The 20,596-nt window shown below is 59.2% G+C and carries 23 protein-coding genes and 1 pseudogene; 2 read left to right on the top strand and 22 right to left on the bottom strand.

Annotation, left to right across the window (positions count from 1 at the left end; translation table 11 throughout):
* Positions 1–2: 2 nt before the first annotated feature.
* From ACQG2G_RS21095 to ACQG2G_RS21015, 17 genes are all read right to left on the bottom strand, one after another.
* Positions 3–1,232: a beta-ketoacyl-ACP synthase gene (locus ACQG2G_RS21095; protein WP_248766670.1), complete on the bottom strand. Its 1,230-nt coding sequence runs from the start codon at positions 1,230–1,232 to the stop codon at positions 3–5.
* Complete coding sequence (locus tag ACQG2G_RS21090; protein WP_248766669.1) at positions 1,229–1,960, bottom strand: 3-ketoacyl-ACP reductase FabG2; 732 nt, start codon at positions 1,958–1,960, stop codon at positions 1,229–1,231. Before ACQG2G_RS21090 ends, ACQG2G_RS21095 begins: the two co-directional genes overlap by 4 nt.
* The gene (locus tag ACQG2G_RS21085; protein ID WP_023620062.1) at positions 1,957–2,430 is read right to left on the bottom strand and encodes a 3-hydroxy-fatty acyl-ACP dehydratase; all 474 of its coding nucleotides are present in this window, start codon (positions 2,428–2,430) and stop codon (positions 1,957–1,959) included. The genes ACQG2G_RS21090 and ACQG2G_RS21085 overlap by 4 nt, the downstream gene beginning before the upstream one ends.
* A complete protein-coding gene (locus ACQG2G_RS21080; protein ID WP_058650528.1) occupies positions 2,427–3,596 on the bottom strand; it encodes a beta-ketoacyl-[acyl-carrier-protein] synthase family protein in 1,170 nt (389 codons plus the stop codon). Before ACQG2G_RS21080 ends, ACQG2G_RS21085 begins: the two co-directional genes overlap by 4 nt.
* A gap of 1 nt (position 3,597) precedes the next feature.
* Positions 3,598–4,176, bottom strand: coding sequence for a DUF3261 domain-containing protein (locus tag ACQG2G_RS21075; protein ID WP_028027933.1), 579 nt, complete (start codon positions 4,174–4,176; stop codon positions 3,598–3,600).
* Positions 4,176–6,497 carry an MMPL family transporter gene (locus ACQG2G_RS21070; protein ID WP_248766668.1) on the bottom strand — a complete coding sequence of 774 codons (2,322 nt, stop codon included), beginning with the start codon at positions 6,495–6,497 and terminating at the stop codon, positions 4,176–4,178. The genes ACQG2G_RS21075 and ACQG2G_RS21070 overlap by 1 nt, the downstream gene beginning before the upstream one ends.
* A complete protein-coding gene (locus ACQG2G_RS21065; protein WP_248766667.1) occupies positions 6,466–7,071 on the bottom strand; it encodes a LolA family protein in 606 nt (201 codons plus the stop codon). Before ACQG2G_RS21065 ends, ACQG2G_RS21070 begins: the two co-directional genes overlap by 32 nt.
* The gene (locus ACQG2G_RS21060) at positions 7,068–7,490 is read right to left on the bottom strand and encodes an acyl-CoA thioesterase (protein ID WP_023620066.1); all 423 of its coding nucleotides are present in this window, start codon (positions 7,488–7,490) and stop codon (positions 7,068–7,070) included. Before ACQG2G_RS21060 ends, ACQG2G_RS21065 begins: the two co-directional genes overlap by 4 nt.
* Positions 7,491–7,493: 3 nt before the next feature.
* Positions 7,494–9,185 (bottom strand): glycosyltransferase family 2 protein, encoded by a 1,692-nt coding sequence (locus tag ACQG2G_RS21055; protein WP_248766666.1) that lies wholly within the window; start codon positions 9,183–9,185, stop codon positions 7,494–7,496.
* Positions 9,176–9,529, bottom strand: coding sequence for a hydroxymyristoyl-ACP dehydratase (locus ACQG2G_RS21050; RefSeq protein ID WP_013099160.1), 354 nt, complete (start codon positions 9,527–9,529; stop codon positions 9,176–9,178). Before ACQG2G_RS21050 ends, ACQG2G_RS21055 begins: the two co-directional genes overlap by 10 nt.
* On the bottom strand, positions 9,516–10,865 hold the full coding sequence (locus ACQG2G_RS21045) for an AMP-binding protein (RefSeq protein ID WP_426769333.1): 1,350 nt from the start codon (positions 10,863–10,865) through the stop codon (positions 9,516–9,518). Before ACQG2G_RS21045 ends, ACQG2G_RS21050 begins: the two co-directional genes overlap by 14 nt.
* Positions 10,858–11,454: a hypothetical protein gene (locus tag ACQG2G_RS21040; protein ID WP_048972517.1), complete on the bottom strand. Its 597-nt coding sequence runs from the start codon at positions 11,452–11,454 to the stop codon at positions 10,858–10,860. The genes ACQG2G_RS21045 and ACQG2G_RS21040 overlap by 8 nt, the downstream gene beginning before the upstream one ends.
* Positions 11,426–11,677 (bottom strand): acyl carrier protein, encoded by a 252-nt coding sequence (locus tag ACQG2G_RS21035; RefSeq protein ID WP_020687737.1) that lies wholly within the window; start codon positions 11,675–11,677, stop codon positions 11,426–11,428. Before ACQG2G_RS21035 ends, ACQG2G_RS21040 begins: the two co-directional genes overlap by 29 nt.
* Before the next feature lie 12 nt (positions 11,678–11,689).
* A complete protein-coding gene (locus ACQG2G_RS21030; RefSeq protein WP_010436544.1) occupies positions 11,690–11,947 on the bottom strand; it encodes a phosphopantetheine-binding protein in 258 nt (85 codons plus the stop codon).
* Positions 11,928–12,743, bottom strand: coding sequence for a lysophospholipid acyltransferase family protein (locus tag ACQG2G_RS21025; protein WP_061772269.1), 816 nt, complete (start codon positions 12,741–12,743; stop codon positions 11,928–11,930). The genes ACQG2G_RS21030 and ACQG2G_RS21025 overlap by 20 nt, the downstream gene beginning before the upstream one ends.
* Positions 12,740–13,462 carry a beta-ketoacyl synthase chain length factor gene (locus tag ACQG2G_RS21020; RefSeq protein ID WP_047351937.1) on the bottom strand — a complete coding sequence of 241 codons (723 nt, stop codon included), beginning with the start codon at positions 13,460–13,462 and terminating at the stop codon, positions 12,740–12,742. Before ACQG2G_RS21020 ends, ACQG2G_RS21025 begins: the two co-directional genes overlap by 4 nt.
* A 150-nt stretch (positions 13,463–13,612) precedes the next feature.
* Positions 13,613–14,662, bottom strand: a complete 1,050-nt coding sequence (locus tag ACQG2G_RS21015; RefSeq protein WP_013099154.1) for an AI-2E family transporter — start codon at positions 14,660–14,662, stop codon at positions 13,613–13,615.
* A 109-nt stretch (positions 14,663–14,771) separates the two neighbouring features.
* On the opposite strand from ACQG2G_RS21015, the pseudogene ACQG2G_RS21010 reads away from it, so the two are divergent.
* Positions 14,772–16,024: pseudogene (locus ACQG2G_RS21010) on the top strand (MFS transporter).
* A gap of 4 nt (positions 16,025–16,028) precedes the next feature.
* Here the strand turns inward: ACQG2G_RS21010 and ACQG2G_RS21005 are convergent.
* Positions 16,029–16,586: a DcrB family lipoprotein gene (locus ACQG2G_RS21005; protein ID WP_013099152.1), complete on the bottom strand. Its 558-nt coding sequence runs from the start codon at positions 16,584–16,586 to the stop codon at positions 16,029–16,031.
* A 72-nt stretch (positions 16,587–16,658) separates the two neighbouring features.
* Complete coding sequence (locus ACQG2G_RS21000) at positions 16,659–17,324, bottom strand: 7-cyano-7-deazaguanine/7-aminomethyl-7-deazaguanine transporter (RefSeq protein WP_013099151.1); 666 nt, start codon at positions 17,322–17,324, stop codon at positions 16,659–16,661.
* A gap of 167 nt (positions 17,325–17,491) precedes the next feature.
* Between ACQG2G_RS21000 and tusA the strand changes: the two genes are divergently transcribed.
* Positions 17,492–17,734 carry a sulfurtransferase TusA gene (gene tusA / locus ACQG2G_RS20995; RefSeq protein WP_014833603.1) on the top strand — a complete coding sequence of 81 codons (243 nt, stop codon included), beginning with the start codon at positions 17,492–17,494 and terminating at the stop codon, positions 17,732–17,734.
* A 5-nt stretch (positions 17,735–17,739) separates the two neighbouring features.
* Here the strand turns inward: tusA and ACQG2G_RS20990 are convergent, their stop codons facing one another.
* The 3 genes from ACQG2G_RS20990 to ACQG2G_RS20980 are packed head-to-tail and all read right to left on the bottom strand — an operon-like array spanning position 17,740 to position 20,529.
* On the bottom strand, positions 17,740–19,026 hold the full coding sequence (locus ACQG2G_RS20990; RefSeq protein ID WP_023621483.1) for a TRAP transporter large permease: 1,287 nt from the start codon (positions 19,024–19,026) through the stop codon (positions 17,740–17,742).
* Between the two features lie 10 nt (positions 19,027–19,036).
* Positions 19,037–19,546, bottom strand: coding sequence for a TRAP transporter small permease (locus ACQG2G_RS20985; protein WP_023621484.1), 510 nt, complete (start codon positions 19,544–19,546; stop codon positions 19,037–19,039).
* An 11-nt stretch (positions 19,547–19,557) separates the two neighbouring features.
* The gene (locus tag ACQG2G_RS20980; RefSeq protein ID WP_061771872.1) at positions 19,558–20,529 is read right to left on the bottom strand and encodes a TRAP transporter substrate-binding protein; all 972 of its coding nucleotides are present in this window, start codon (positions 20,527–20,529) and stop codon (positions 19,558–19,560) included.
* Positions 20,530–20,596 lie beyond the last annotated feature (67 nt).

Here is a 20,596-nt window from a genome sequence, read left to right as displayed (position 1 = left end):
AGTTACGCCCAGCGTTTGATAATGATTGAGGTATTGATGCCGCCAAACGCGAAGTTATTGCTTTGCAGATACTCGCAGTCAATCTGACGGGCTTCCCCCATAATATAATCTAAAGCACCGCATTGCTCATCCGGTTGTCTTAAATTGAGCGTCGGGGCAAACCAGCCTTCACGCATCATCTGCACGCTCATCCACGCTTCCAGCGCACCGCAGGCACCTAACGTATGGCCAAAATAGCTCTTCAGCGAGGAGAGGGGGACCCTGTCGCCAAAGATGGCCGCAGTGGCCTGGCTTTCGGCGATATCACCCCGATCGGTGGCGGTGCCGTGGGCGGAAATATACCCGATGTCCGTGGCGCCTAAACCGGCCATTGCCAGCGATTGCTCCATGCAAATCTGCATGGTTTCACGCTGCGGCTGGGTGATATGCGCTGCATCGCAGTTGGTGGCAAAGCCCACGATTTCGCCGTAGATGGTCGCCCCGCGTGCTTTGGCGTGCTCCAGTTCTTCCAGAATCAGCGTGCCTGCCCCTTCGCCGATGACCAGACCATCGCGCGCGGTATCGAAGGGCGACGGCGTGGTTTTCGGCGCGTCGTTGCGCTGGCTGGTGGCGAACAGCGTATCAAATACCGCCGCCTCTGAAGGACAAAGCTCCTCGGCGCCCCCGGCGACCATAACGGTCTGATAACCATGGCGAATGGCTTCCCAGGCGTAACCAATCGCCTGGCTGCCGGAAGTACAGGCACTCGACGTGGGAATGACGCGCCCCCGCAGACCAAAGAACAGGCCGGTATTGACCGCGGTGGTGTGCGGCATCATCTGCACATAGGTGGTGCCGGTGATGTTATTGGTGTGTTTTTCCATCAGCATGGAGGCAAAGTCGCTTACCGGGCCCGTGCTGCCCGTGGACGACCCATAGGCGATGCCGGTTTGCCCCTGCGTCAGTACCGGGTCATCGATCAGGCCCGCCTGCTCAAGCGCCAGTTCGGTGGCGCGGGTGGAGAGCAGCGACACGCGGCCCATGGCACGAATGCGCTTGCGGGTATAGTGTGCCGGAAGGGTGAAATCCTCGATGGGGGCGGCCAGCAGCGTTTGCAGACCGGCATACTGTTGCCACTCCGTCATGGTGCGCACGGCGTTTTCGTAGCCGAGCAGCCGCTGTGAAATGGTCGGCCAGTCCTCGCCAAAGGCGGTCACGCCTCCCATTCCCGTAATCACCACCCGACGCGTCATAACATCCCCCCGTTGATCGAGATCACCTGGCGTGTCACATAGCCTGCCCGGTCCGACATCAGATAACTCGCCAGACCGGCCACCTCGTCCGCCTGACCCATGCGCTGCATCGGGATCATGGACATGGCATCTTTCAGCGCGGCCTCTTCCATCTCGATCATGCCGGTATCAATCAGCCCTGGCGCGATGCAGTTGACGGTAATTTTGCGTTTTGCCAGTTCAATGGCCAGCGCTTTGGTGGCGCCGATGATACCGGCCTTGGCGGCACTGTAGTTCACCTGTCCGCGGTTGCCCATCACGCCTGACACGGACGACAGGGTGATAATCCGCCCGCCCTTGCGGGTTGCGATCATCGGCATGATGCAGGGATGAATAACGTTATAAAAACTGTCGAGGTTGGTGTGGATGACGCTATCCCAGTCCTCGTCGCTGAGCGCCGGAAACGCGCCATCGCGGGTTATCCCGGCATTGTTGACCACGCCATACCATGCGCCAAAGGTGCTGATTTCCTGTTCCAGAACCTCGCGGCACTGCTCGCGGTTGCCCACGTCAAAGGTCAGTAAACGACCCGTTCCGCCAGCCTGAACAATGGCCTCCAGCGTCTCATGCGCCCCATCAGCATCGCGATGGTAATGCACGCCTACGGTGAAACCGTCAGCGGCAAGCTGACAGGCGATGGCGCGGCCAATGCCTTTGCTGGCGCCCGTGACCAGTACGGAACGTGTCATGATGAAGCTCCCTGAGAGAAAAGTGAGGTTAATTCGTCCTCGCTGGGCTGGAACGTATTCACACGGCCCGTGGCAAGGGGGGCGTTATCCGTCTGGATTGTGCATTCAAAGCTGCCAAAGCGTTCGTCCTGCATCAGGCGCTCAATGGTAATGGTTAACGTAGTGCCTGCAGCAAAGCGGCCCGTGCTGCACACCAGCTCGCGCGCGCCCAGCACCATGCCCAGCGGGCTGTGGGGCAGGCCTTTTTGCAGACGGTGCCATTCAGACCAGACGCCCACGGTCTGGGCCATCAGTTCCAGCGCAAACCAGCCCGGCAGATCGCCGTCAACGTTCAGGAACGGCGCAAGCACACCGTGCCCGTCGACCGTGACGCTGCACACCGCGCTGCTGTCGGTGACACGCTCAACGCGCTCCAGCAGCATCATCGGTGCGTCGTGGGGCAGGTAGTCGGCGGGGGATAAATAACTCATGACACTCTCCCCAGCAGAAGGCTGGCGTTGTTACCGCCAAAGGCGAATGAGTTCGATAAAATCACCGGTTTTGTCAGCGGCGCATGCTGATGCAGCAGGCCGCAGGGCGGCAGCGTGTCGTCCGGCGCGTAGCGGGAAAAATCCTGCGGCGGCAGCGGCAGGTCACGGGTCAGGATCAGCCAGCTTAATGCGGCTTCAGTGATCCCGGCCGCGCCAAGCGTATGGCCGGTGAGGTGTTTGGTGGAGCTGCACGGTACCCGGTCGCCAAAGAGGGCGTTAATCACGTGCGCCTCAATCCGATCGTTGAGGGGAGTGGCGGTGCCGTGCAAATTAATATAGCCCACGTCATCTGCCGTCATGCCTGCCTCCTTCAGCGCCTGGGTAATGGCGCGAATGGCGCCTTCTCCCTCGGGATGTGGGGCAGAGATATGGTACGCATCGCTCGATTCACCCGCCCCCAGCAGCGCAACCTGATCCGGTTCGCGGGTCAGCACCATGAGGGCCGCCGCTTCACCGATGGTGATCCCCCGGCGGTCTCGGCCAAACGGTTCGCACTGCGTGGGCGAGAGCGATTCAAGGCTGTTAAAACCATTGACCGGCATACGGCTTAAGCTGTCTGCCCCGCCTACAAGGGCGACGTCAACCAGTCCGGCCTCAATCAGACGCTGTCCGCTGATGATCGCCCGGGCGCTGGAGGAGCAGGCAGTCGAAATGGTATACGCCGGGCCATCCAGCTGCAGCCAGCTGGCGAGGAAGCGGGAGGGATCGCCCAGCTCCTGCTGCGGGTACTGCCATTGTGGGCTGCGTTCGCCGTTCAGGGAGAGGCGCACGTACTCATCGCCTTCATCCAGCCCTGAGGTGCTGGTGCCCATCACCACCGCCACGCGGTCGCGGCCCACGCGGGCGATGGCTGCCTCAACGGCAGGCTGAATCTGTGCCAGCGCCGCCAGCAACAGCTGATTATTACGGCTGCGGTGTGCTGCCAGGCTATCCGGTATCGGCGGCAGTTCACCCTCAACGCCGCCCAGCATGGCATCAGGTAATCCTTGCAGCCATCCGGCGCGATGACGCATACCCGGCGCAACCCCGGCGTTCAGGTTGGCCGCGATCTCATCGGCCGAGTTGCCCAGCGCGTTGACCATGCCAACAGCGGAAATGTAAATCATCTCAGTCACCCAGATATTGAATGGTGATGTGGTATTTAAAGACGTGCTGCGCAATGCTGATCGGCTCGCGCTTACCGTTGCGTTGCAGGTAGACAATCTCGGTGACCAGCTTGCCGTCAGGGTTACGCAATTCGCGTCGGGTGCCAGTATCCTTTAGCGTCCATCCCTTCGGCAACTGCGGCTGCCAGGCGCTGAGCGGCCAGTGGCTGAGCATCACATCTGCCAGCACCTGGCTGGCGGGCGGTAGCTGGGGCATAACGACCGACTGCTCGGTATGGATCCCGGTGTTGTCATAGGTCGCGAGAAACAGGCGGATCCCCACCGACGAGAGCCCGGCAAGCGTCACTTTTTGCCCGTCAGCGTTCAGCAGAACCAGCAGCGACTGAGTCTGACCGTTAAACCGGCCGGTCAGCAGCTGCTGAGAACGGATGGCTGGCGTAATGCCCGGCGGTGGCAGCGTCACCTGCGTGCCCGGCTGAAGCCAGGCCAGCGGGCGAGTTTCTTCAGTATCGGTCGAATGGCTGCAGCCTGCCAGCAGCAGCGTCGCAGCCAGCGCGGCGGCGCGGTAAAAAGCGTTCATCATGGTTTTCTCTCGTTCCTGGCTGGCATCGCCAGCGGGGCCAGCACGAAGGCGGTGAAAATACCGCTTACCAGCACAATTCCAAAGCTGCTGATGGCCTGCGTCGCGCTGAACACCAGCATGCCCAGCGTCAGCAGCGTGGTCATCATCGCCAGTGTGATAGCCAGCATCGACGTCAGCGGCGTGCCGCGCGGGTTGCTGAAAAACAGCGTGTAGTTGATGCCAATGCCGAGTACCAGCACCAGCGCCAGCAGTGAAAACAGATTGACGGAATGCCCGGCGACGGCCAGCGCCGCCAGCCCGCAGCTGAGCGACAGTACCGACGGCACCAGGCTGATAAGCCCCTGACGCCAGCCAAGTCGGATTATGGCGCCGCAGGCAATCGCCGCCAGCGCTACGCACAGTAGCCCCGTCAGCAGGGTGCGGTAGAGGGCAAACAGGCTGTCAAAACTGGCCTTACGATCGATCCAGACGACCCCTTCATGCTGTGCCGCCCGTTCACTTAGCGCCGTACTGTTTTTGACGCCGTCCACCGGGACGAGCACGCCGCTTTCGCCGCCCGGCAGGGTCAGCCAGAGCAGACGCCAGCCTTCGCTGGCCGGGCTGGCAAGCCAGGCGTCCACGCTGACAGGCATTGGCGTCAGATCCGGTGAGACGGTGTTCAGTCCGGCGCTGTGCAGCACGTTCATTACCGCAGGCGCAGCGTGGTGCAGCAGCGCCAGATCGCTTTTTTGACGCTTCATGGAGTTCAGCGGCAGGGTTCGCCAGCTTGCCAGCTCACCCGCTTTTTGCGCCTGCGCCAGCGCAGGGGTAAAGGCCTCCAGCCGCTCCAGCGTCTGCTGGGCTGACGTGCCGTAAACCACAAACCATTTCTGATCGACGCGCTGGCCGGTCAGGGCGGTAATGGTCTTCTCCTGCGCCAGAATCGTTTTCGGCAGCGCCTGCAACTGGGCGATATCGTCGTCCACCTTCAGGGTGGCAATACCTGCGGCGGAAAGGAGCGCCAGCGTGACGGGCAGGCCAACCGCGAGTGTTTTATTACGTCGCCAGGCGGTCAGCCAGCGCGACATCGCTCTGCTGGCTGGAACCGGGCGTACCGGCAATCCACGGCACAGCCAGGGGTGCCAGAATATCACCGTCAGGCACGAGGCGCTCAGCCCCACGGCGGCAAATAGCGCCATCTGGCGGATCCCGGGGAAGGGGGCCAGCATCATAATCAGGTACGCCACGACGGTCGTCAGAAGCGCCAGCAGCAGGGCATTACGCACTTTATCCAGACTTTGCCACGGCGAGTTTTCGCCACCGTGCACCAGCCGTTCGGTCAGGTAGTAGAGGGTGTAATCGGCCGAAATACCGATGATGCTCATGCTCATCACCAGCGTCATCAGATGCAGCTCGCCAAAGAACAGAAGGGTGGCGGCCGTGCCCGCCAGCGCGCCGATGCCAATGGAGATCGCGCACAGCAGCAGCGGACGCAGGGAGCGGAATGTCGCCACAATCAGCAGGAGTACGCCCAGAAGGGTGGCGGCACCCAGCGTGGAGATATCCCGTCTGGCCTGCTGGCTGGCGTAATCGCTGTAAAACACCGTGCCGCGAGACAGCAGTTGCGCCTGTGGATAATGCGTTTTCAGCGTCGCCTGCAGCGCGTTCAGGGTGGTCACCAGCCGGTGGGTTTGCTGCATATCAAAAGAGGAACCGGCCAGCTCGCCGTGCAGCAGATACCAGTAGTTTCCGGCGTCATCCTGCGTCACCAGCCAGCCGTCCATCAGCCGCAGCTTCTGGCCGTTTTGCGCCAGCGCGAGCTGCGCGCCGCGCATCAGCATCAGCGGATCGTTTTGCAGCTCCTTGCCGCTCACGCCGGAAAAGGCCGAGTAAAGCTGAGATAAAACCCACTGCGCCTGCGCTTCACCGCCGTTTTGCAGGCGGGCGCGGGTGGCGGGGTCAATCATCCCGTTGCGGTGCTGCCAGAAAAACTCGCCCCAGGCTTGTTGCCCGGCGGCGTCCATGGGCCCTTTGACCTCGCTCAGCGCTCCGCTGCGTTGCAGCAGCGTCAGCCACTGCTGCGCCACGCGCGGATCGGGTTTTTTGCCGGGGCTGACCAGCCAGACCAGTTGACGGTCGAGCCGCTGCATAAAGCCGTCGTTGAGCGCCGGAGGGATCGCCCCCAGCGTCTGTGTCGGTAACATGGCCAGCACGCTGCTGTTCAGGCGCGCGCCGGGCAGCAGCGACACCAGCAGGCCCAGCATAATCAGGCATCCCGCGGCCCAAAGCAGCGCCGGGCGCAGCGATTTACGGTGCGGCAAAGCGTTGGCGTTCGTCATCGGTCATGCTGGCGGGTGTCAGTCGGTGACTGGAGAGGGTGATATCCGTACGGTCGCCCTGTTTGTCGTTAAGACGAATAGACTCCAGAAAGGTCGCACCGCCCAAATCAAGGGTGGCGAAAATGGTGTTCAGCGGCGTCGTGGTGGGCGTGAGCACCAGCGACCAGCGGCCTTCCCCCAGGTCTTGAAAATCGATGCGGAAATTCTCTTCCAGCACCTTGCGGTCGGCCTGGAACAACGCCCGCAGCAGGTGGTTGAACTGGAACATCTGCGGATTATTGTCGGCGGTAATGGTCTGCGGCGGCTGGCCGTTGATGGTCTGCACCATCCGTTTGTCATCCAGCAGCAGCGTCATGGGGAACGGGGCTTTTTGATCCCACAGCAGGCCGCTGTCACGGGCGATCACCATCTCGCCCTGCGAACGCAGCGGCTGCGGCATGTCTTTGATCGTACGAACCTGCTCGAAGTGAGCGCGCACCACGGGCTGTTGCGTAAACCGCTGCTGCAGTTCATCCAGCGTCACGGCGCTGACCAGCGGGCTAAACATCAGTGCCAGCAAAGTCAACCATTTCATGGCGTGACTCCCATACGTTCAAACAAGATCCCCGGGCTGACAAAGCACATTTCGCGGGTGGCTTCGTCGACCGCCACCTGGATGGTGTAACCGGTGGTGGTGCGTTTACCGGTCTGCGCGTCGAAGATTTGATAGGCAATGCGCAGACGGTTTTCATACTCTTCAATCTGCGCCCGGACCCGGATGCGTTGTTCAAAGGTCACCGCATCGCGGTATTTCACCCGCGTATCGACCACCGGCCAGACATAGCCGGAGGCTTTCATCTGGCGATAGCCGTAGTCGAACTGATTGAGCAGCGCTTCGCGGGCTATTTCAAAGTAACGGAAATAGTTGCCGTGCCAGACCACGCCCATCATGTCGACGTCGTGGAACGGGACGGTGATTTCAACTTCCGTCGTAAAGCGGGGATCGGTCAGCACCCTTTACTCCTTCTCGCTGATTTCGGGCAGTTGCCAGAAATCGAAAAAATTAAACCAGTCGAGCGGTGACAGTAAGGCGTAATGTTCCAGCCGCTGCGCGTAGCGATCGACGGTATGTTGCAGCGCCTGCTGACGTTCACCGCGCGGCAGCAGCAGCGGGTCGGCGAACGGTTCGCAGTGCAGGGTCAGCGTCCCCTGCTGGCTGAGGGCAAAAATCAGCACCACCGGACAGCGCAGAATGGAGGCCAGGATAAACGGCCCCTGCGGGAACGGCGCGGGCTGGCCCATAAACGCGCTCCAGATCACACGCCAGCTGCCGCCGCGCTGCGGTGTGACGGCGATACGATCGCCCACGATGGCCACCCATTCGCCGCGATCCAGCTTTTCTTTGATCAGGATAGCGGTCTCCGGGCCGATGTCAGTGACGGGCATCAGGTGAATGCCCGCCTGCGGAGCCATCTCTTCCATAATCTGCTTAAAGCGTTGGGCGTTATCGCTAAAGACCAGGGCGTTGATGGTTTTCCCCCCTTCACGCTGTGCCAGCGCCCGGCAGGCTTCCACGTCGCCAAGATGCGAGGCCAGCAGCAGTTTACCCTGTGGATCGTCCAGCCCCAGCGCCTCGCGGGCACCCGGTGCAAACACCAGATCGCGATGCAGCTTCATCTCGCCGCGCCAGCTGGCCACCTTGTTCAGCATGGCATGACCAAAACGCAGGAAGTGAAAAAAGCTGTTCAGCCGGGGGGGCGGTGGGATCTGTCGCTGTGCCATGACCTCTTTAACCCGCCTCAGCCATTGCCGCGACGCCTGACGCGCCGAACGGGCGGTAAGCCAGTAAACGGCGGTGACCGGCCACAGCAGGAGGGTGAAGGCCTTGCGCCCAAGCAGTTGCCAGACGCGTAACATCAGGCGCATACCCCATAGCCCTTTGACCTCCTGCTGTTGCGCCCAGTGCTGCGGGCGACGGCGCATCAGCAGGGAAGGGATGCGCGGCAGCATCCCCAGGAACAGACGGGTATGCATCAGCGAGATGCGCACGTTGTCTTTTAGCGCATCGAAGTGGGATACACCGTCTGCCGGGTAGGTGACGCGGGTGGGCAGAAAATAGCTGGGCGTGCCCTGCCAGTAGAGGCGGACCATCATTTCAGTATCAAAGTCCATGCGCTTGCCGAGCGGGGTACGTGCGGCAAGCTGCATCACCGGCGTGATCGGATAGACCCGAAAGCCGCACATGCTGTCTTTAAGCTGCAGGGACAACGTTTCAATCCAGACCCAGACGTGCGTTATCCAGCGTCCGTAAAGGCGCGAACGGGGTATAGAGTCATCGTAAACGGGCTGACCGGAAATCAGCGCCTCGGGGTGACGTTGCGCCAGCGCCAGAAAGCGGGGGAGATCTTCAATAGCGTGCTGGCCGTCGGCATCCACCTGGATTGCATGAGTGAAGCCGCGCTCTGCGCAGGCTTTCAGCCCCGCCATTACCGCCGCGCCTTTGCCGCTGTTTTTTGCCAGACGCAGCAGCGTAACCTGCGGATGCTGCTCCGCTAAGTGCGCCAGGGTGTGGCGCGTGCTCTCTTCGCTACCATCGTCAACCACCAGGCACGGGAGGTCAAACGGTGCCAGACGTGCGAGCACCGCGGCCATCATCGCACCGTGGTTGTAGCAGGGGATCAACACGCAGGGGCGGAACGTTACTGACATAGGCGAATCTTCCCGCTGCTGGCGGTATGGCGTTCACTGCCCGCATGGCGCTGGTAGCTGAAGCTGAGCATCTGACGGGCAGGGTGCCAGTCAAGGATCAGCGTCACCGTGTTGTCCGGCAACAGCGGGGCCGCAAACTTCACATTCTGAATGCTGTGAAAACGGTAGCCCGGTGCCATCAGGGTGGTAGCGTAATGCATCACCCAGTCGAGTTGTGCAACGCCAGGGAGCAGGGGCTGGACAGCAAAATGTCCCTTAAACCAGAGCAGGTCAGGATCAAGATAAAGCGTTATCTCCAGATGCTCCGGGTGAGTCTGGTGGCGTTCGATTTCATGAATCTTCATGAAATAACTCCTGTAGCTGTGCAGTCACACGCTTGTTCATGCTGTTGACCGGGATTTCATCGACAATGCGCCAGTAGCGGGGCACGGCAACCGGTTCAAGGCAGGGGCGAAGGGCGCGACGCCACGCGGATTCCTGGGCATTTTTACCCCCGTTGTCTCTGTGCAAGCGCGCCGCGTCACTGAGTACCAGCAGCACGCCAATGGCCTGACGACCACGGCGAGTGACCGCCAGCGCGGCGGCGTCGCAGATGCCGTCCAGCGCCAGTAACCGCTGCTCAATCTCATCGAGCGAAATGCGTTTGTCTTCAATTTTGACCACCCGGCCACGGCGTCCGATGATGTTGAACTGCCCGTCAGCCGCGAAATGCAGGATATCATCCAGCACGGCTCCTTCAGCCTCGCAGATCAGTGGCGACGTTACCCGATCGCCGTGGAACGTTACGCCGGGAAACGGCTGCCAGAGCGTTGTCTCATCCAGACGGTGACGCCAGGCCATAACGCCCGTTTCGGTGCTGCCGTAAATTTCATCAGGCCAGACGTTCAGCCAGTCATGACAAGGGATGATGTCGCGCCAGGGCAGTTCGCCCCCGGCTGAGAGCAGCAGGGCAACCGGAGGCGGCACAAGCGAGGTGTCGAGCCGCTTGAGGAATGCCGGGCTGCTGATAAAGAGATACCGTTTGTCCTGCGGCAGCGCTGACAGCTGTTCTGCGTACTGCAGCAGGGAGGCATGCAGCGGCAGGCCAAGCGCCATGGGTAATACAACACGAAACGTCAGGCCATACAGATGATGCAACACCACGGAGGCCACGACGTGACAGCCTGTCAGCCGTTCGCCAAACCGATCGGCGAGCAGACGGGCTTCCCGATCCAGGCCGATCACCGGCTTAATCACCCGCTGCGGCGTGCCGGTGGAGCCAGAGGTAAAGAGCTCGATAACGCGCGTCTCGTCAATGGCAGGCAAGGGGGAAAAGGGGGGGGTTGTCGGCGCAGTGGCGGTGACCAACCGCAGTCGCCCTGAAAACGCGAGCGTGGTGTCGCTCAGGACGCCGCTGAACATGGCCCGCTGTTCGTTAAGCTGCGCCCCCCGGCTGTGCCCGGGGAGCACGGGGGTTTTACCCGCATGAAGCGCCGCCAGCAGGGCGACGATAAAAAGATAGCCGTTTTCAAAACAGAGCGCCCAGCGCTCGCCCTCTTCCTGACGCAGCGCGTCGACCAGCTGCGTAACATCGTGGCGCAGATCGCCCAGCGTCCAGATACGATCGTCAAGCCAGGCGACAGGCGTCTCATCAGGACGCGGGGCGTTCAGCCACTGGCTCAGAGGAAGCGGTTTATCCATCGTTTTTTATTACCCGTTGTCGCACCAGCCATTCACCCGCCATTAACGTTCCCATCAGGATGTAGGAAAGCATCCCGTTCCACAGCGTCCACAGGCGCAGGTCGGCGTACAGCACGGTAAACAGCGCGACTGCGCCATTGCAGATAAAAAAGCCGCACCAGACTTTCGTCACTTTACGCGTGTAACGAACCCCGGCAGGAGACAACTGGGGCTCCCGTATCCGCGCCAGCCGTTCCACCATCGGCATGGATGTCCACAGCGAGCCCCCAAAGACCACCAGCATCACCAGATTAACGACCACCGGATAAAACAGCACCCACAGGTGAGCGTGGAAAAGGCTCGCCACGCACAGCACTGCCCCGGCCAGCGTCACGCTCAGGAAAACGTAGCGCAAGGGGCCGCGCTGCTGGCGCGTCTGCCAGACACGCAGCAGCAACACCAGCGCCATCAGGGGCAATATCCATTGCAAATGGTGGCTTGCAAGGCCATAGCCAATCAAAAACGGCCAGGCCAGCAGCATCAGGCCCGTCAGTATCGGGATGAGCGGAATGGCAGGCACGTCAGGCGTCGCGCTGGAGTTGTTCCACAACGTCGACGATGTCCTGAACGGTACGCACCGCTTTGAAGGTTTCAGGCTTAATTTTATGCCCCGTCTTCTTCTGCAGGTTAACCACCATATCTACGGCATCAATGCTGTCGAGATCCAGGTCTTCGTAAAGCCGGGCCTGCGGCGTAATGAGCTCAGGGTCGAGTTCAAAAAGTTTAATAAGAAGCGCAGAGACTTCCTGATAAAGGGTTTCTTGTTCTGTCATAGCGGGTCATTCTCAGGCGCGTTGTTGATGAATAAAAGCGGCGAGCGTGGCAACGGAATAGAAGTGCTGACGCATCTCGTCGCTCTCGGCAGAAAGCACTACGCCGTACTGATTTTTCACAGCCAGCCCCAGCTCCAGGGCATCAATAGAGTCCAGACCCAGTCCGTCACCAAACAGCGGAGCGTCGGTGTCGATATCCTCTGGGGTAAGTTCTTCCAGATTCAGCGTAGAGATAATGAGATTCTTAATTTCAAGATAGAGCGCTTGCATCTTTCATTCCTGACAAAGATTGAAGACCGGATGTTAATTGCTGCTGCATATGCCGGTTTAACTGCCTTGCCGCCAGCGCAGGTTCGTGCTGGCTCGCATCGTAAAAATCATGAATGTTGATGCGTTCGCGAACATCCACGGTAAAAATGGGTTTTTTGGGCGGCACATTGTACCAGCGACTCTGTTTATCCAGCATGCGTTCGCTACAGTAGATCACCACCACGCGCAGAGATCTGTTGCAACGAACGGCAATATTCGCCGCTCCCCGCTGCAGGGTAATGGCTTCGCCCACGCGGGTGCGGGTGCCTTCCGGGAAAATCAGCAGGGTGTCGCCCTGCGCCAGACGCTGCTGGCTGGCACGAAGCAGCGTTTCTGCTTCGCTGTTGATCAGGTAATCGGCTGCACGGATCACGCCGCTGACAAAGGGGTTACGCAGCAGCGCGCTTTTCACCAGACAGTCGGTTTCGTTCATCACCGAGGCGAGGATCACATAGTCCAGCAGCGAAGGATGGTTGGCTATCACCAGGCAGCCGCGCTCGGCGCGCAGAACGTCCAGATTGTTAAAGCGGTAATCCAGCACGCCGGTTCCGCGAACGACCGCCAGGAACAGCCGAAAACTGGCGGAAATGCTGCGTCGCGCCAGTCGGCGGCGTGCCGTGCGATCGCGCTGAAAAATCAGCAGCAGGTTAAACCAGACCAGCGACAGCAGCAGCCCGCCAAGGCCAAACAGGGCGAAGCAAAACCCGGTCATCAGCATGCGCCATAACCGATCGAGGCGGGAGAGGATCTGGCTCATTGGCGCGTCCACTGCCACTGCAAACGCTCGCCTGCCAGGGCAAATTGCCGCGCGTCGCTCAGGTAATGTCGCAGGAACTGAAGGCTTTGCGGCAGCGCGGGCTCTTCCCCTGTGCTTTCGCGATGGGTTTCACAGCAGAGCGCGTCACCGGCTTCAATCACCAGCGCAAGGGCGTAAGGCCAGACGGGCATCTGCGGCGGGAGCCCGGCGTGATAAAACGCGGGCAGGACGCCGTCAAAATCCACCAGCAAAACGCGGGAGTAGCCCGCGTGAAGCAGACTCAACACTTCGCACAAACTTTGCTGGAAGGTGTCCATCCCGGCGGAGACCGAGGATGAGACAATCGGCTGACCTGCGGTGATCGTAAGATTGCCGACCGCGGCGTTATGAACAGACATTGCAAAATCGGTGGGGGAGACGGGTTGCTCCGTCGCCAGCGCTTGCAGAATACGGTAGTTGCGTTCCAGCTCGCCATGGCGGCTGCTGTAGACCACGGCATCGATACGATGTTTGCGCAGCATCGCAAGACCAATATCCACCGCCAGCTTACTGCCCGAATTGAGGCGGCGGGCGGTCATCATCGGCAGATCGGTCAGTTTTGCAAGCGGCGCGGCGGGATCGATGGCGTCAGACTGGCGCGACCATGCCTGCCATGCGTCGGCATCGCTGAGTCCTGGCGCTCTGGCCTGCCAGTCGATAATGGTGAGGGTAAATTTCATCTACACGCGTCCGCGATAAACCTGTTTCTGTGATTTTTACTTCGCAAGCGCGATGTTACAGCGTACATCGTACAGTGTTGTCGCAGGCTTGCGAATAACGTTTCTCCTAAAAATTTCCCGTAGCGTCATGTTCCATCTCACCCCAGACGATTAACCGGGAAGCCGACTCTTGGGTCGGCCCGGCCCCAGCAGTATCGCCAGTTTGCTGCCGCCTTTGGTGGTCTCCATCCAGATTTTACAGACGCTGGTGAGCGGTACCGACAGCAGCATCCCAACCGGGCCCAGCAGCCATCCCCAAATCAGTAAGGATAAGAACACCACCAGCGTCGACATGCCCAGCCGGTGGCCCATCATCCGTGGTTCAAGAATATTCCCCAGCACCATATGCACCACGAGGAACAGCGCCCCCACCAGCATGCACTCATAGAAGCCATTAAACAGAAACGCCTGAATCATGGGCGGCACGGCGGAGAGTACCGCGCCAATGTTGGGCACGTAGTTCAGCAAAAACGCCAGCACTCCCCACATCAGCGCGAACTGCACGCCCATCAGCATCAGCCCCAGCCAGACAATCACGCCGGTCCAGACGCTCAACAGGGTTTTTAAGGCCAGATATTTGGAGACGCCCTTTAACGCGCGGTGTAAACCGGCGATGTGAATTTGCGGATTATTCAGCGCAAAGCGCAGCTTATAGGGCACGTGGCGCACTTCGAACAGCATAAACACCACCGTCATGACCAGCAGCAAAATGCTGGCCATGGCGCCGGACAGGCCGGTCATCAGCGTGGTGGCGTAGGTCATGATTTTTTCGGAATCCATCCGGCGCAACATCCGTTCCGGCGAAATATGCAGGTTCAGAAACGGCATCATCTCCTGAAGCGCCACGATCTTGCGCGTCAGCTCTTTGTTGTATTGCGGCAGCATCGTGGAGAACTCGCTCAGCGAGGCGGCCAGCACGCCGAAAAGGGCGGTGAGGGCAATCAGCATCACGATAACCACAATGGTTATGGCCACCGGGCGGCTGATACCCCGGCGCAAAAACCAGGTCACCAGCGGGTTAAGCACAATGGCAAAAAAGAGCGCCAGCAGAAGCTGGACAATAATATCGGCGGCAGCATGGATACCGGCGAGGATCACCACCAGGGAGGCGAGTTTTAACAGGATGTGGAGTCCTGCTTTGTCGGGCGGGTTAGGGGTCATTCGTGTTCCTTAATGTGATTGCCCGTTAAGTGTAGTGCGCGGGTTCCGCTTCGTCTGGCACCGTTAATCTGAAAGTCGCTGCTGATTTTCTGCTGGCGTCGTGGTAATAGTGAAACACTGTTGCAAAAATCCAGGTAAAACCTCATGCCCGAACCCGCCGCCGAACCGGCATTAAGCGGATTACGCCTTAATCTGCGCATTGTCTCCGTTGTGATTTTTAACTTTGCCAGTTATCTGACGATTGGCCTGCCGCTGGCGGTGTTGCCGGGCTATGTGCATGACGTGATGGGGTTTAGCGCATTCTGGGCGGGGCTGGTGATTAGCCTGCAGTACTTCGCCACGCTGTTGAGTCGCCCGCATGCGGGTCGCTACGCGGATCTGTTCGGGCCGAAGAGCATTGTGATCACAGGATTATGCGGCTGTTTTCTCAGTGGCCTGAGTTACCTGCTGGCGGCAACGACCAGCCACTGGCCGTTGGTCAGCCTGGTGCTGCTGTGCCTGGGCCGGGTGATCCTCGGTATTGGGCAAAGCCTGGCAGGAACCGGCTCGACGCTGTGGGGCGTAGGCGTGGTCGGGGCACCGCACATTGGCCGGGTCATCTCCTGGAACGGCATTGTCACCTACGGGGCAATGGCGCTTGGCGCCCCGCTTGGGGTGATGTGCTATGCGTATGGCGGACTGTACGGGCTGGCGGGCACCATTATGGTGGTCGCGCTGGTGGCGATCCTGTTTGCCCTGCCGCGCCCGAAAGTGAAGGCCAGCAAAGGTAAACCGCTGCCGTTCCGGGCAGTGCTGGGGCGCGTCTGGCCGTATGGTATGGCACTGGCGCTGGCAACCACCGGCTTTGGGGTGATCGCCACCTTTATCACGCTGTTTTATGACGCCAAAGGCTGGGATGGGGCGGCCTTTGCGTTAACCCTGTTCAGCTGTGCGTTTGTGGGTGCCCGTTTGCTCTTCCCGAACGGTATTAACCGCCTGGGCGGGCTGAATGTGGCGATGATCTGCTTTGCGGTTGAGATTGTCGGGCTGCTGCTGACCGGTATAGCGACCGCGCCGTGGATGGCAAAAGTTGGCGTGTTCTTCGCCGGAGCCGGTTTTTCGCTGGTCTTCCCGGCGCTGGGTGTGGTGGCGGTGAAAGCCGTGCCGCCGCAGAATCAGGGGGCGGCGCTGGCAACCTACACGGTGTTTATGGATATGTCGTTGGGCATTACCGGGCCGCTGGCAGGGCTGGTCATGGCCTGGGCAGGTGTGCCGGTTATCTATCTTGCGGCTGCGGGTCTGGTGGTGATGGCCCTGATGCTCACGTGGCGGCTAAAAAAATGGCCCCCGGTGCAGGCACCGGAGGCCACGTCATCATCCTGACGTGTTACTGAATCACGATGGTGTTGATGATGTTTTCAGCGGCAGTCTGCGCTTTCTGCTGATCTTCCGCTGGCAGGGTGATCTGCAGGGTCAGCAGTTTGTTATCAACCTTACCCAGCACCACGGAAGAGTAAGCTGTCTGACCTTTTGCAGAGATAATGCTGTCCAGCTGCTGCAGCGTGTGGCCTTTCAGTTCGATGGACTTGTTGGTCACCACCTGCAGCTGCGGGTCGCGGCTGCGCTGCTGATCTTCCAGACGTTTGGACAGCACGGCCAGGTCTTCGCTGGTATCGTCGCCCACAATCACAATCACCGCTTTCTGCCCGGTTGCATCGGAATAGACGTGCATGTTGTTCGCCTGGGTACCCAGCTTGCCGCTCTGGTCAGTCATATCCGCTGGCAGAGAAAAGCTGAGTTTACCGTCCAGCAGGTTCACCGGCTGACCGGTTGCGTTGCTCTCTGCAGACGCGCCCTGAGCAGGCGTTTTCGTGTCGCTGTTATCACAGGCTGCAAGGCCGACAACCAGCAGGCCAATCCCGACATATTTAACCAGATTGCGCATTGACTTCTTCCTTTCGATAAACGGCCATAACGGCTCATTTGTCCATCTTATCACAACTGATAAAGCGAACCCTTAACCAGCCTGCAATGCTGTGATTTCAGATTTATCTGCCAGTCTTTTCAGCAGCATATTCAGCAGCACGCCGTACATCGGCAGGAAGAAGACAATGCTGATAAGCACCTTGAAGCAGTAGTCCACCAGCGCAATTTCCATCCAGTGTTCGGCCATAAACGCATCCGGGCTGTGCCAGAAGGCAATGAAGAAGAAGGCCAGCGTATCGCTGACGTTGCCGAACAGCGTCGAGGCGGTGGGGGCCATCCACCAGCGGTGATTCTGACGCAGGCGGTTAAATACGTGCACGTCGAGGATCTGCCCCAGCGCATAGGCCATGAAGCTTGCAGTAGCGATTCGGGCAACAAACAGGTTGAAGTGGGTTAATGCCTCAAAGCCCTGCCAGCTTCCCATGTAAAACAGGGAGGAAATAACGTACGACACGAACAGCGCCGGCAGCATGACCGCAAAAATAATGCGGCGAGCCAGCGGTGCGCCAAAAATACGCACGGTCAGATCGGTGGCGAGAAAAATAAACGGGAAGCTGAACGCGCCCCAGGTGGTATGGAAACCAAAGATGGCAATCGGCAGCTGCACCAGATAGTTACTGGAGGTGATCACCAGCAGATGAAAAAGCGAAAGCCAGAACAACGCTTTTACGCGCTGCGATTCAGAAAACGGCGTCATATTGTGACCTTTTTATACGTTGGGGTGAGGGAACCCAATAAAAACCGCAGCATGATACTGCTTTGACGGGACTTTGCAATGGTTGGTTTTTACGCAACCGTTAACCTGGTTTGCATTGCTGGCTACGGGGCGTAAACTACAGCCGTTTTTATCTGACCGAGAACACCATGACCGATCTGTTTTCCACTCCAGACCACACCCTTGATGCGCAGGGCCTCCGCTGCCCTGAGCCGGTAATGATGGTGCGCAAAACCGTGCGCAATATGCAAACCGGCGAAACGCTGCTGATCATCGCTGACGATCCGGCAACCACCCGCGATATCCCCGGTTTTTGTACCTTTATGGAGCATGAACTGGTGGCACAGCAGACCGAAGCACTGCCGTACCGGTATTTAATCCGCAAGGGGTAACCCCCTTACTGCATGCCTAACAATCCCGGCAGCCACAGCGAAATCGCCGGGATGTACGTTATCATTCCCAGCACCAGCAGCAGCATGCCGTAAAACGGTAGCATCGCGCGCACCACATGTTCGATTTTCTGCTTGCTTACCGCACTGGCCACAAACAGCACCGAACCCACTGGCGGCGTGATAAGCCCGATCCCCAGATTCACCATCATGATCATCCCGAAATGGACCGGGTCGATCCCAAGCGACTGGGTCACCGGCAACAGCACCGGCGTCAGGATCAGAATGATCGGCGCCATATCCATCAGGGTGCCAATCAGCAGCAGCATGATGTTGAGGTACATCAGGATCACGTACTTGTTATCCGAGAGCGAGGTGAAGAACGCCGTGATGCGCACAGGCAACTGCATGTAGGTCATCACCGCGCCAAACGCCGCCGCAAAGCCAATCAAGATCATTACGATAGTGACCGTTTTCACCGTCCGGCACATCAGCTTCGGCAGTTCGCTCCACGTGTAGTCGCGGTAGATAAACATGGTGACAAAGAATGCCCACAGGCAGGCGACCGCCGCCGATTCGGTGGCGGTAAATATCCCGGACATGATCCCGCCGAGGATAATTACCACCGTCATCAGCCCCCAGAGAGCGTCCAGCAAAATCTTCAGTGCCTGTTTAAAGGGGATTTTTTCGCCTTTTGGATAGCCGCGCTTATGGGCAAAGCACAGACACAGCGTCATCAGGCACAGTCCCAGCAGCAGCCCCGGCAGCACGCCTGCGATAAACAGCGTGGCAATGGAGACCGTACCGCCTGCGGCCAGCGAGTAGATCACCGAGTTGTGGCTAGGCGGGATTAAAATCGCCTGCACCGACCCGCTGGCGGTGACCGCCGCCGCATACTCGCGGGGATACCCCTTTCTCTCCATCTCCGGGATCATCACGCTGCCGATGGAGGCCGTATCCGCCACCGATGAACCGGAAATCGCGCCGAAAAAGGTGGAGGCCACGATATTCACCAGCGACAGTCCGCCGCGAATAAAACCGACAAAGACATACGCGAAATTCACCAGCCGTCGGGCGATGCCGCCTTCCGCCATGATCGCCCCCGCCAGGATGAAAAACGGGATCGCCAGCAGGGTAAATTTGTTAACCCCGCTGGTGATCTGGATCATCAGCGCTTCGAGCGGCAACTCGATCCACAACGCGCCCGCGACGGCGCTTAAGCCGACGGCAAACGCCACCGGCATACCCAGCGCCAGCAAAATGGCGAGGGTGAATAACAAAACGAATGCATCCATTGTTCACCCCTTAACTGTGGTTGCCGATCAGCACCACAGGACGGTTTTCCTGTGAGCCAAACAGCAGACGTTCAATGACAAACAGGATCAGCACCGCAGAACCAATCGGCAGCGGCAGATAACTCTCCCCTGACGTCAGTATCGGAAACTCGGCGACCGGCTGCTCCCAGAGCTCGACACACAGCCAGTAGCTGTACCAGAACATAATCAGCGAGGTCAGCAGCATCAGCAGATCCACCACGCGCGCACACGCTGTTTTCAGCATGTCTGGCAGTCGGTCGGTCAGCATGTTCACCGCGATGTGTGACCCGGCACGGTAGCTCACCGCCGCGCCGATAAACGTAAAGGTCACCATGCAGATGATGGCAATCGGCTCCGGCCAGGATTCACCGCGATTCAGCACATAGCGCGAGAAGATGCCAATCGGGATCACCACCGTCATCACCAGCAGCGCGCATCCCGCTACGCCCATGGCGAGCAGATACAGCCGGTCCATCCACTTCAGGTAGAGTTCGGACATACGTTCTCCGTTTACTGAACGTCAGCAATGGCTTTCATCAGGTCCTGATGCTTTTCGCCATACTGCGTGCGCACCGGCTCTGTGGCTTTGATAAATACCGATTTGTCGATCTCGTGGAACTGCACGCCACCGGCTTTCATCTTCGCCAGCGCCTCGGCGTTATAGGCCTGCCACAGTTTGCGCTGTTCGAACTGCGCTTCACGCGCCAGGGTCAGGATTTTCTGCTGTTCGTCTGCGCTGAGCTTGTCCCATTTCACTTTTGAGTAGAGCAGCATTTCCGGGGTAATGAAGTGGCCGCTGAGGGTATAGTTTTTGGCGATCGGCATATAGTTATGGGCGATGAAGGTCGGCGGATTATTCTCAGCGCCGTCGATTACGCCGGTCTGCATGCCGCTGTAAACCTCACTGACCCCCATCGCCACCGAGTTAGCTCCCATGTCTTTCAGTGTCGCCAGCGCCACCGGGCTTCCCTGAACGCGGATTTTTTTGCCTTTCAGATCCTCCGGTTTGACGATCGGCGTTTTGGTGATCAGGTTACGGGTGCCGGAATCCATCCAGCCGAGAAACACCAGCCGCGATTTGGGGTTGGCGGTCAGTTTGTCGCCAATCTGCTTGCCGATATCGCCGTCGATGACTTTGTGCATGTGGTCTTCATCGCGGAACACATAGGGCAGGGTAAAGACTTCGATATCGGGCAGGATCGCCGCCACCGGAGCCATGGAGACACGGATCATATCGATCGCCCCCATCTGCGCCTGTTCAATCATCTGCTTTTCATCCCCGAGCACGCCGCCGGGAAAGACCTTGATCTCCAGCTTGCCGTCGGTTTGTTGTTTGAGTTTCTCCCCCATGTGTTGTACGGCTACCACGTTCGGGTAGCCTTCAGGATGCACATCGGCGGCTTTAATGGTTTGCGCAGAAACGGAGCAGGCAAAAGCAGACAGACACAGAGCGGCCAGTAACGGCTTGAGGGTCGTTTTCATCAAGTCAACTCCAGGGTAGTGAGGTAAGTGTTAAAACGGTGTTTTAGTTTTGTACGTTTAAAAATTA

Origin of the sequence: Enterobacter cloacae complex sp. 382A5, assembly GCF_050031095.1 — a bacterium.
GTDB classification, from domain to species: domain Bacteria; phylum Pseudomonadota; class Gammaproteobacteria; order Enterobacterales; family Enterobacteriaceae; genus Enterobacter; species Enterobacter cloacae.
This window is presented reverse-complemented; position numbering and strand designations above follow the sequence as displayed.

Bases quoted from the DNA above. Each gene is read 5' to 3' on its own strand.
- ACQG2G_RS21095 (WP_248766670.1), bottom strand. From the start codon at position 1,232: ATGACGCGTCGGGTGGTGATTACGGGAATGGGAGGCGTGACCGCCTTT.
- ACQG2G_RS21090 (WP_248766669.1), bottom strand. From the start codon at position 1,960: ATGACACGTTCCGTACTGGTCACGGGCGCCAGCAAAGGCATTGGCCGC.
- ACQG2G_RS21085 (WP_023620062.1), bottom strand. From the start codon at position 2,430: ATGAGTTATTTATCCCCCGCCGACTACCTGCCCCACGACGCACCGATG.
- ACQG2G_RS21080 (WP_058650528.1), bottom strand. From the start codon at position 3,596: ATGATTTACATTTCCGCTGTTGGCATGGTCAACGCGCTGGGCAACTCG.
- ACQG2G_RS21075 (WP_028027933.1), bottom strand. From the start codon at position 4,176: ATGAACGCTTTTTACCGCGCCGCCGCGCTGGCTGCGACGCTGCTGCTG.
- ACQG2G_RS21070 (WP_248766668.1), bottom strand. From the start codon at position 6,497: ATGACGAACGCCAACGCTTTGCCGCACCGTAAATCGCTGCGCCCGGCG.
- ACQG2G_RS21065 (WP_248766667.1), bottom strand. From the start codon at position 7,071: ATGAAATGGTTGACTTTGCTGGCACTGATGTTTAGCCCGCTGGTCAGC.
- ACQG2G_RS21055 (WP_248766666.1), bottom strand. From the start codon at position 9,185: ATGTCAGTAACGTTCCGCCCCTGCGTGTTGATCCCCTGCTACAACCAC.
- ACQG2G_RS21050 (WP_013099160.1), bottom strand. From the start codon at position 9,529: ATGAAGATTCATGAAATCGAACGCCACCAGACTCACCCGGAGCATCTG.
- ACQG2G_RS21045 (WP_426769333.1), bottom strand. From the start codon at position 10,865: ATGGATAAACCGCTTCCTCTGAGCCAGTGGCTGAACGCCCCGCGTCCT.
- ACQG2G_RS21035 (WP_020687737.1), bottom strand. From the start codon at position 11,677: ATGACAGAACAAGAAACCCTTTATCAGGAAGTCTCTGCGCTTCTTATT.
- ACQG2G_RS21030 (WP_010436544.1), bottom strand. From the start codon at position 11,947: ATGCAAGCGCTCTATCTTGAAATTAAGAATCTCATTATCTCTACGCTG.
- ACQG2G_RS21025 (WP_061772269.1), bottom strand. From the start codon at position 12,743: ATGAGCCAGATCCTCTCCCGCCTCGATCGGTTATGGCGCATGCTGATG.
- ACQG2G_RS21020 (WP_047351937.1), bottom strand. From the start codon at position 13,462: ATGAAATTTACCCTCACCATTATCGACTGGCAGGCCAGAGCGCCAGGA.
- ACQG2G_RS21015 (WP_013099154.1), bottom strand. From the start codon at position 14,662: ATGACCCCTAACCCGCCCGACAAAGCAGGACTCCACATCCTGTTAAAA.
- ACQG2G_RS21005 (WP_013099152.1), bottom strand. From the start codon at position 16,586: ATGCGCAATCTGGTTAAATATGTCGGGATTGGCCTGCTGGTTGTCGGC.
- ACQG2G_RS21000 (WP_013099151.1), bottom strand. From the start codon at position 17,324: ATGACGCCGTTTTCTGAATCGCAGCGCGTAAAAGCGTTGTTCTGGCTT.
- tusA (WP_014833603.1), top strand. From the start codon at position 17,492: ATGACCGATCTGTTTTCCACTCCAGACCACACCCTTGATGCGCAGGGC.
- ACQG2G_RS20990 (WP_023621483.1), bottom strand. From the start codon at position 19,026: ATGGATGCATTCGTTTTGTTATTCACCCTCGCCATTTTGCTGGCGCTG.
- ACQG2G_RS20985 (WP_023621484.1), bottom strand. From the start codon at position 19,546: ATGTCCGAACTCTACCTGAAGTGGATGGACCGGCTGTATCTGCTCGCC.
- ACQG2G_RS20980 (WP_061771872.1), bottom strand. From the start codon at position 20,529: ATGAAAACGACCCTCAAGCCGTTACTGGCCGCTCTGTGTCTGTCTGCT.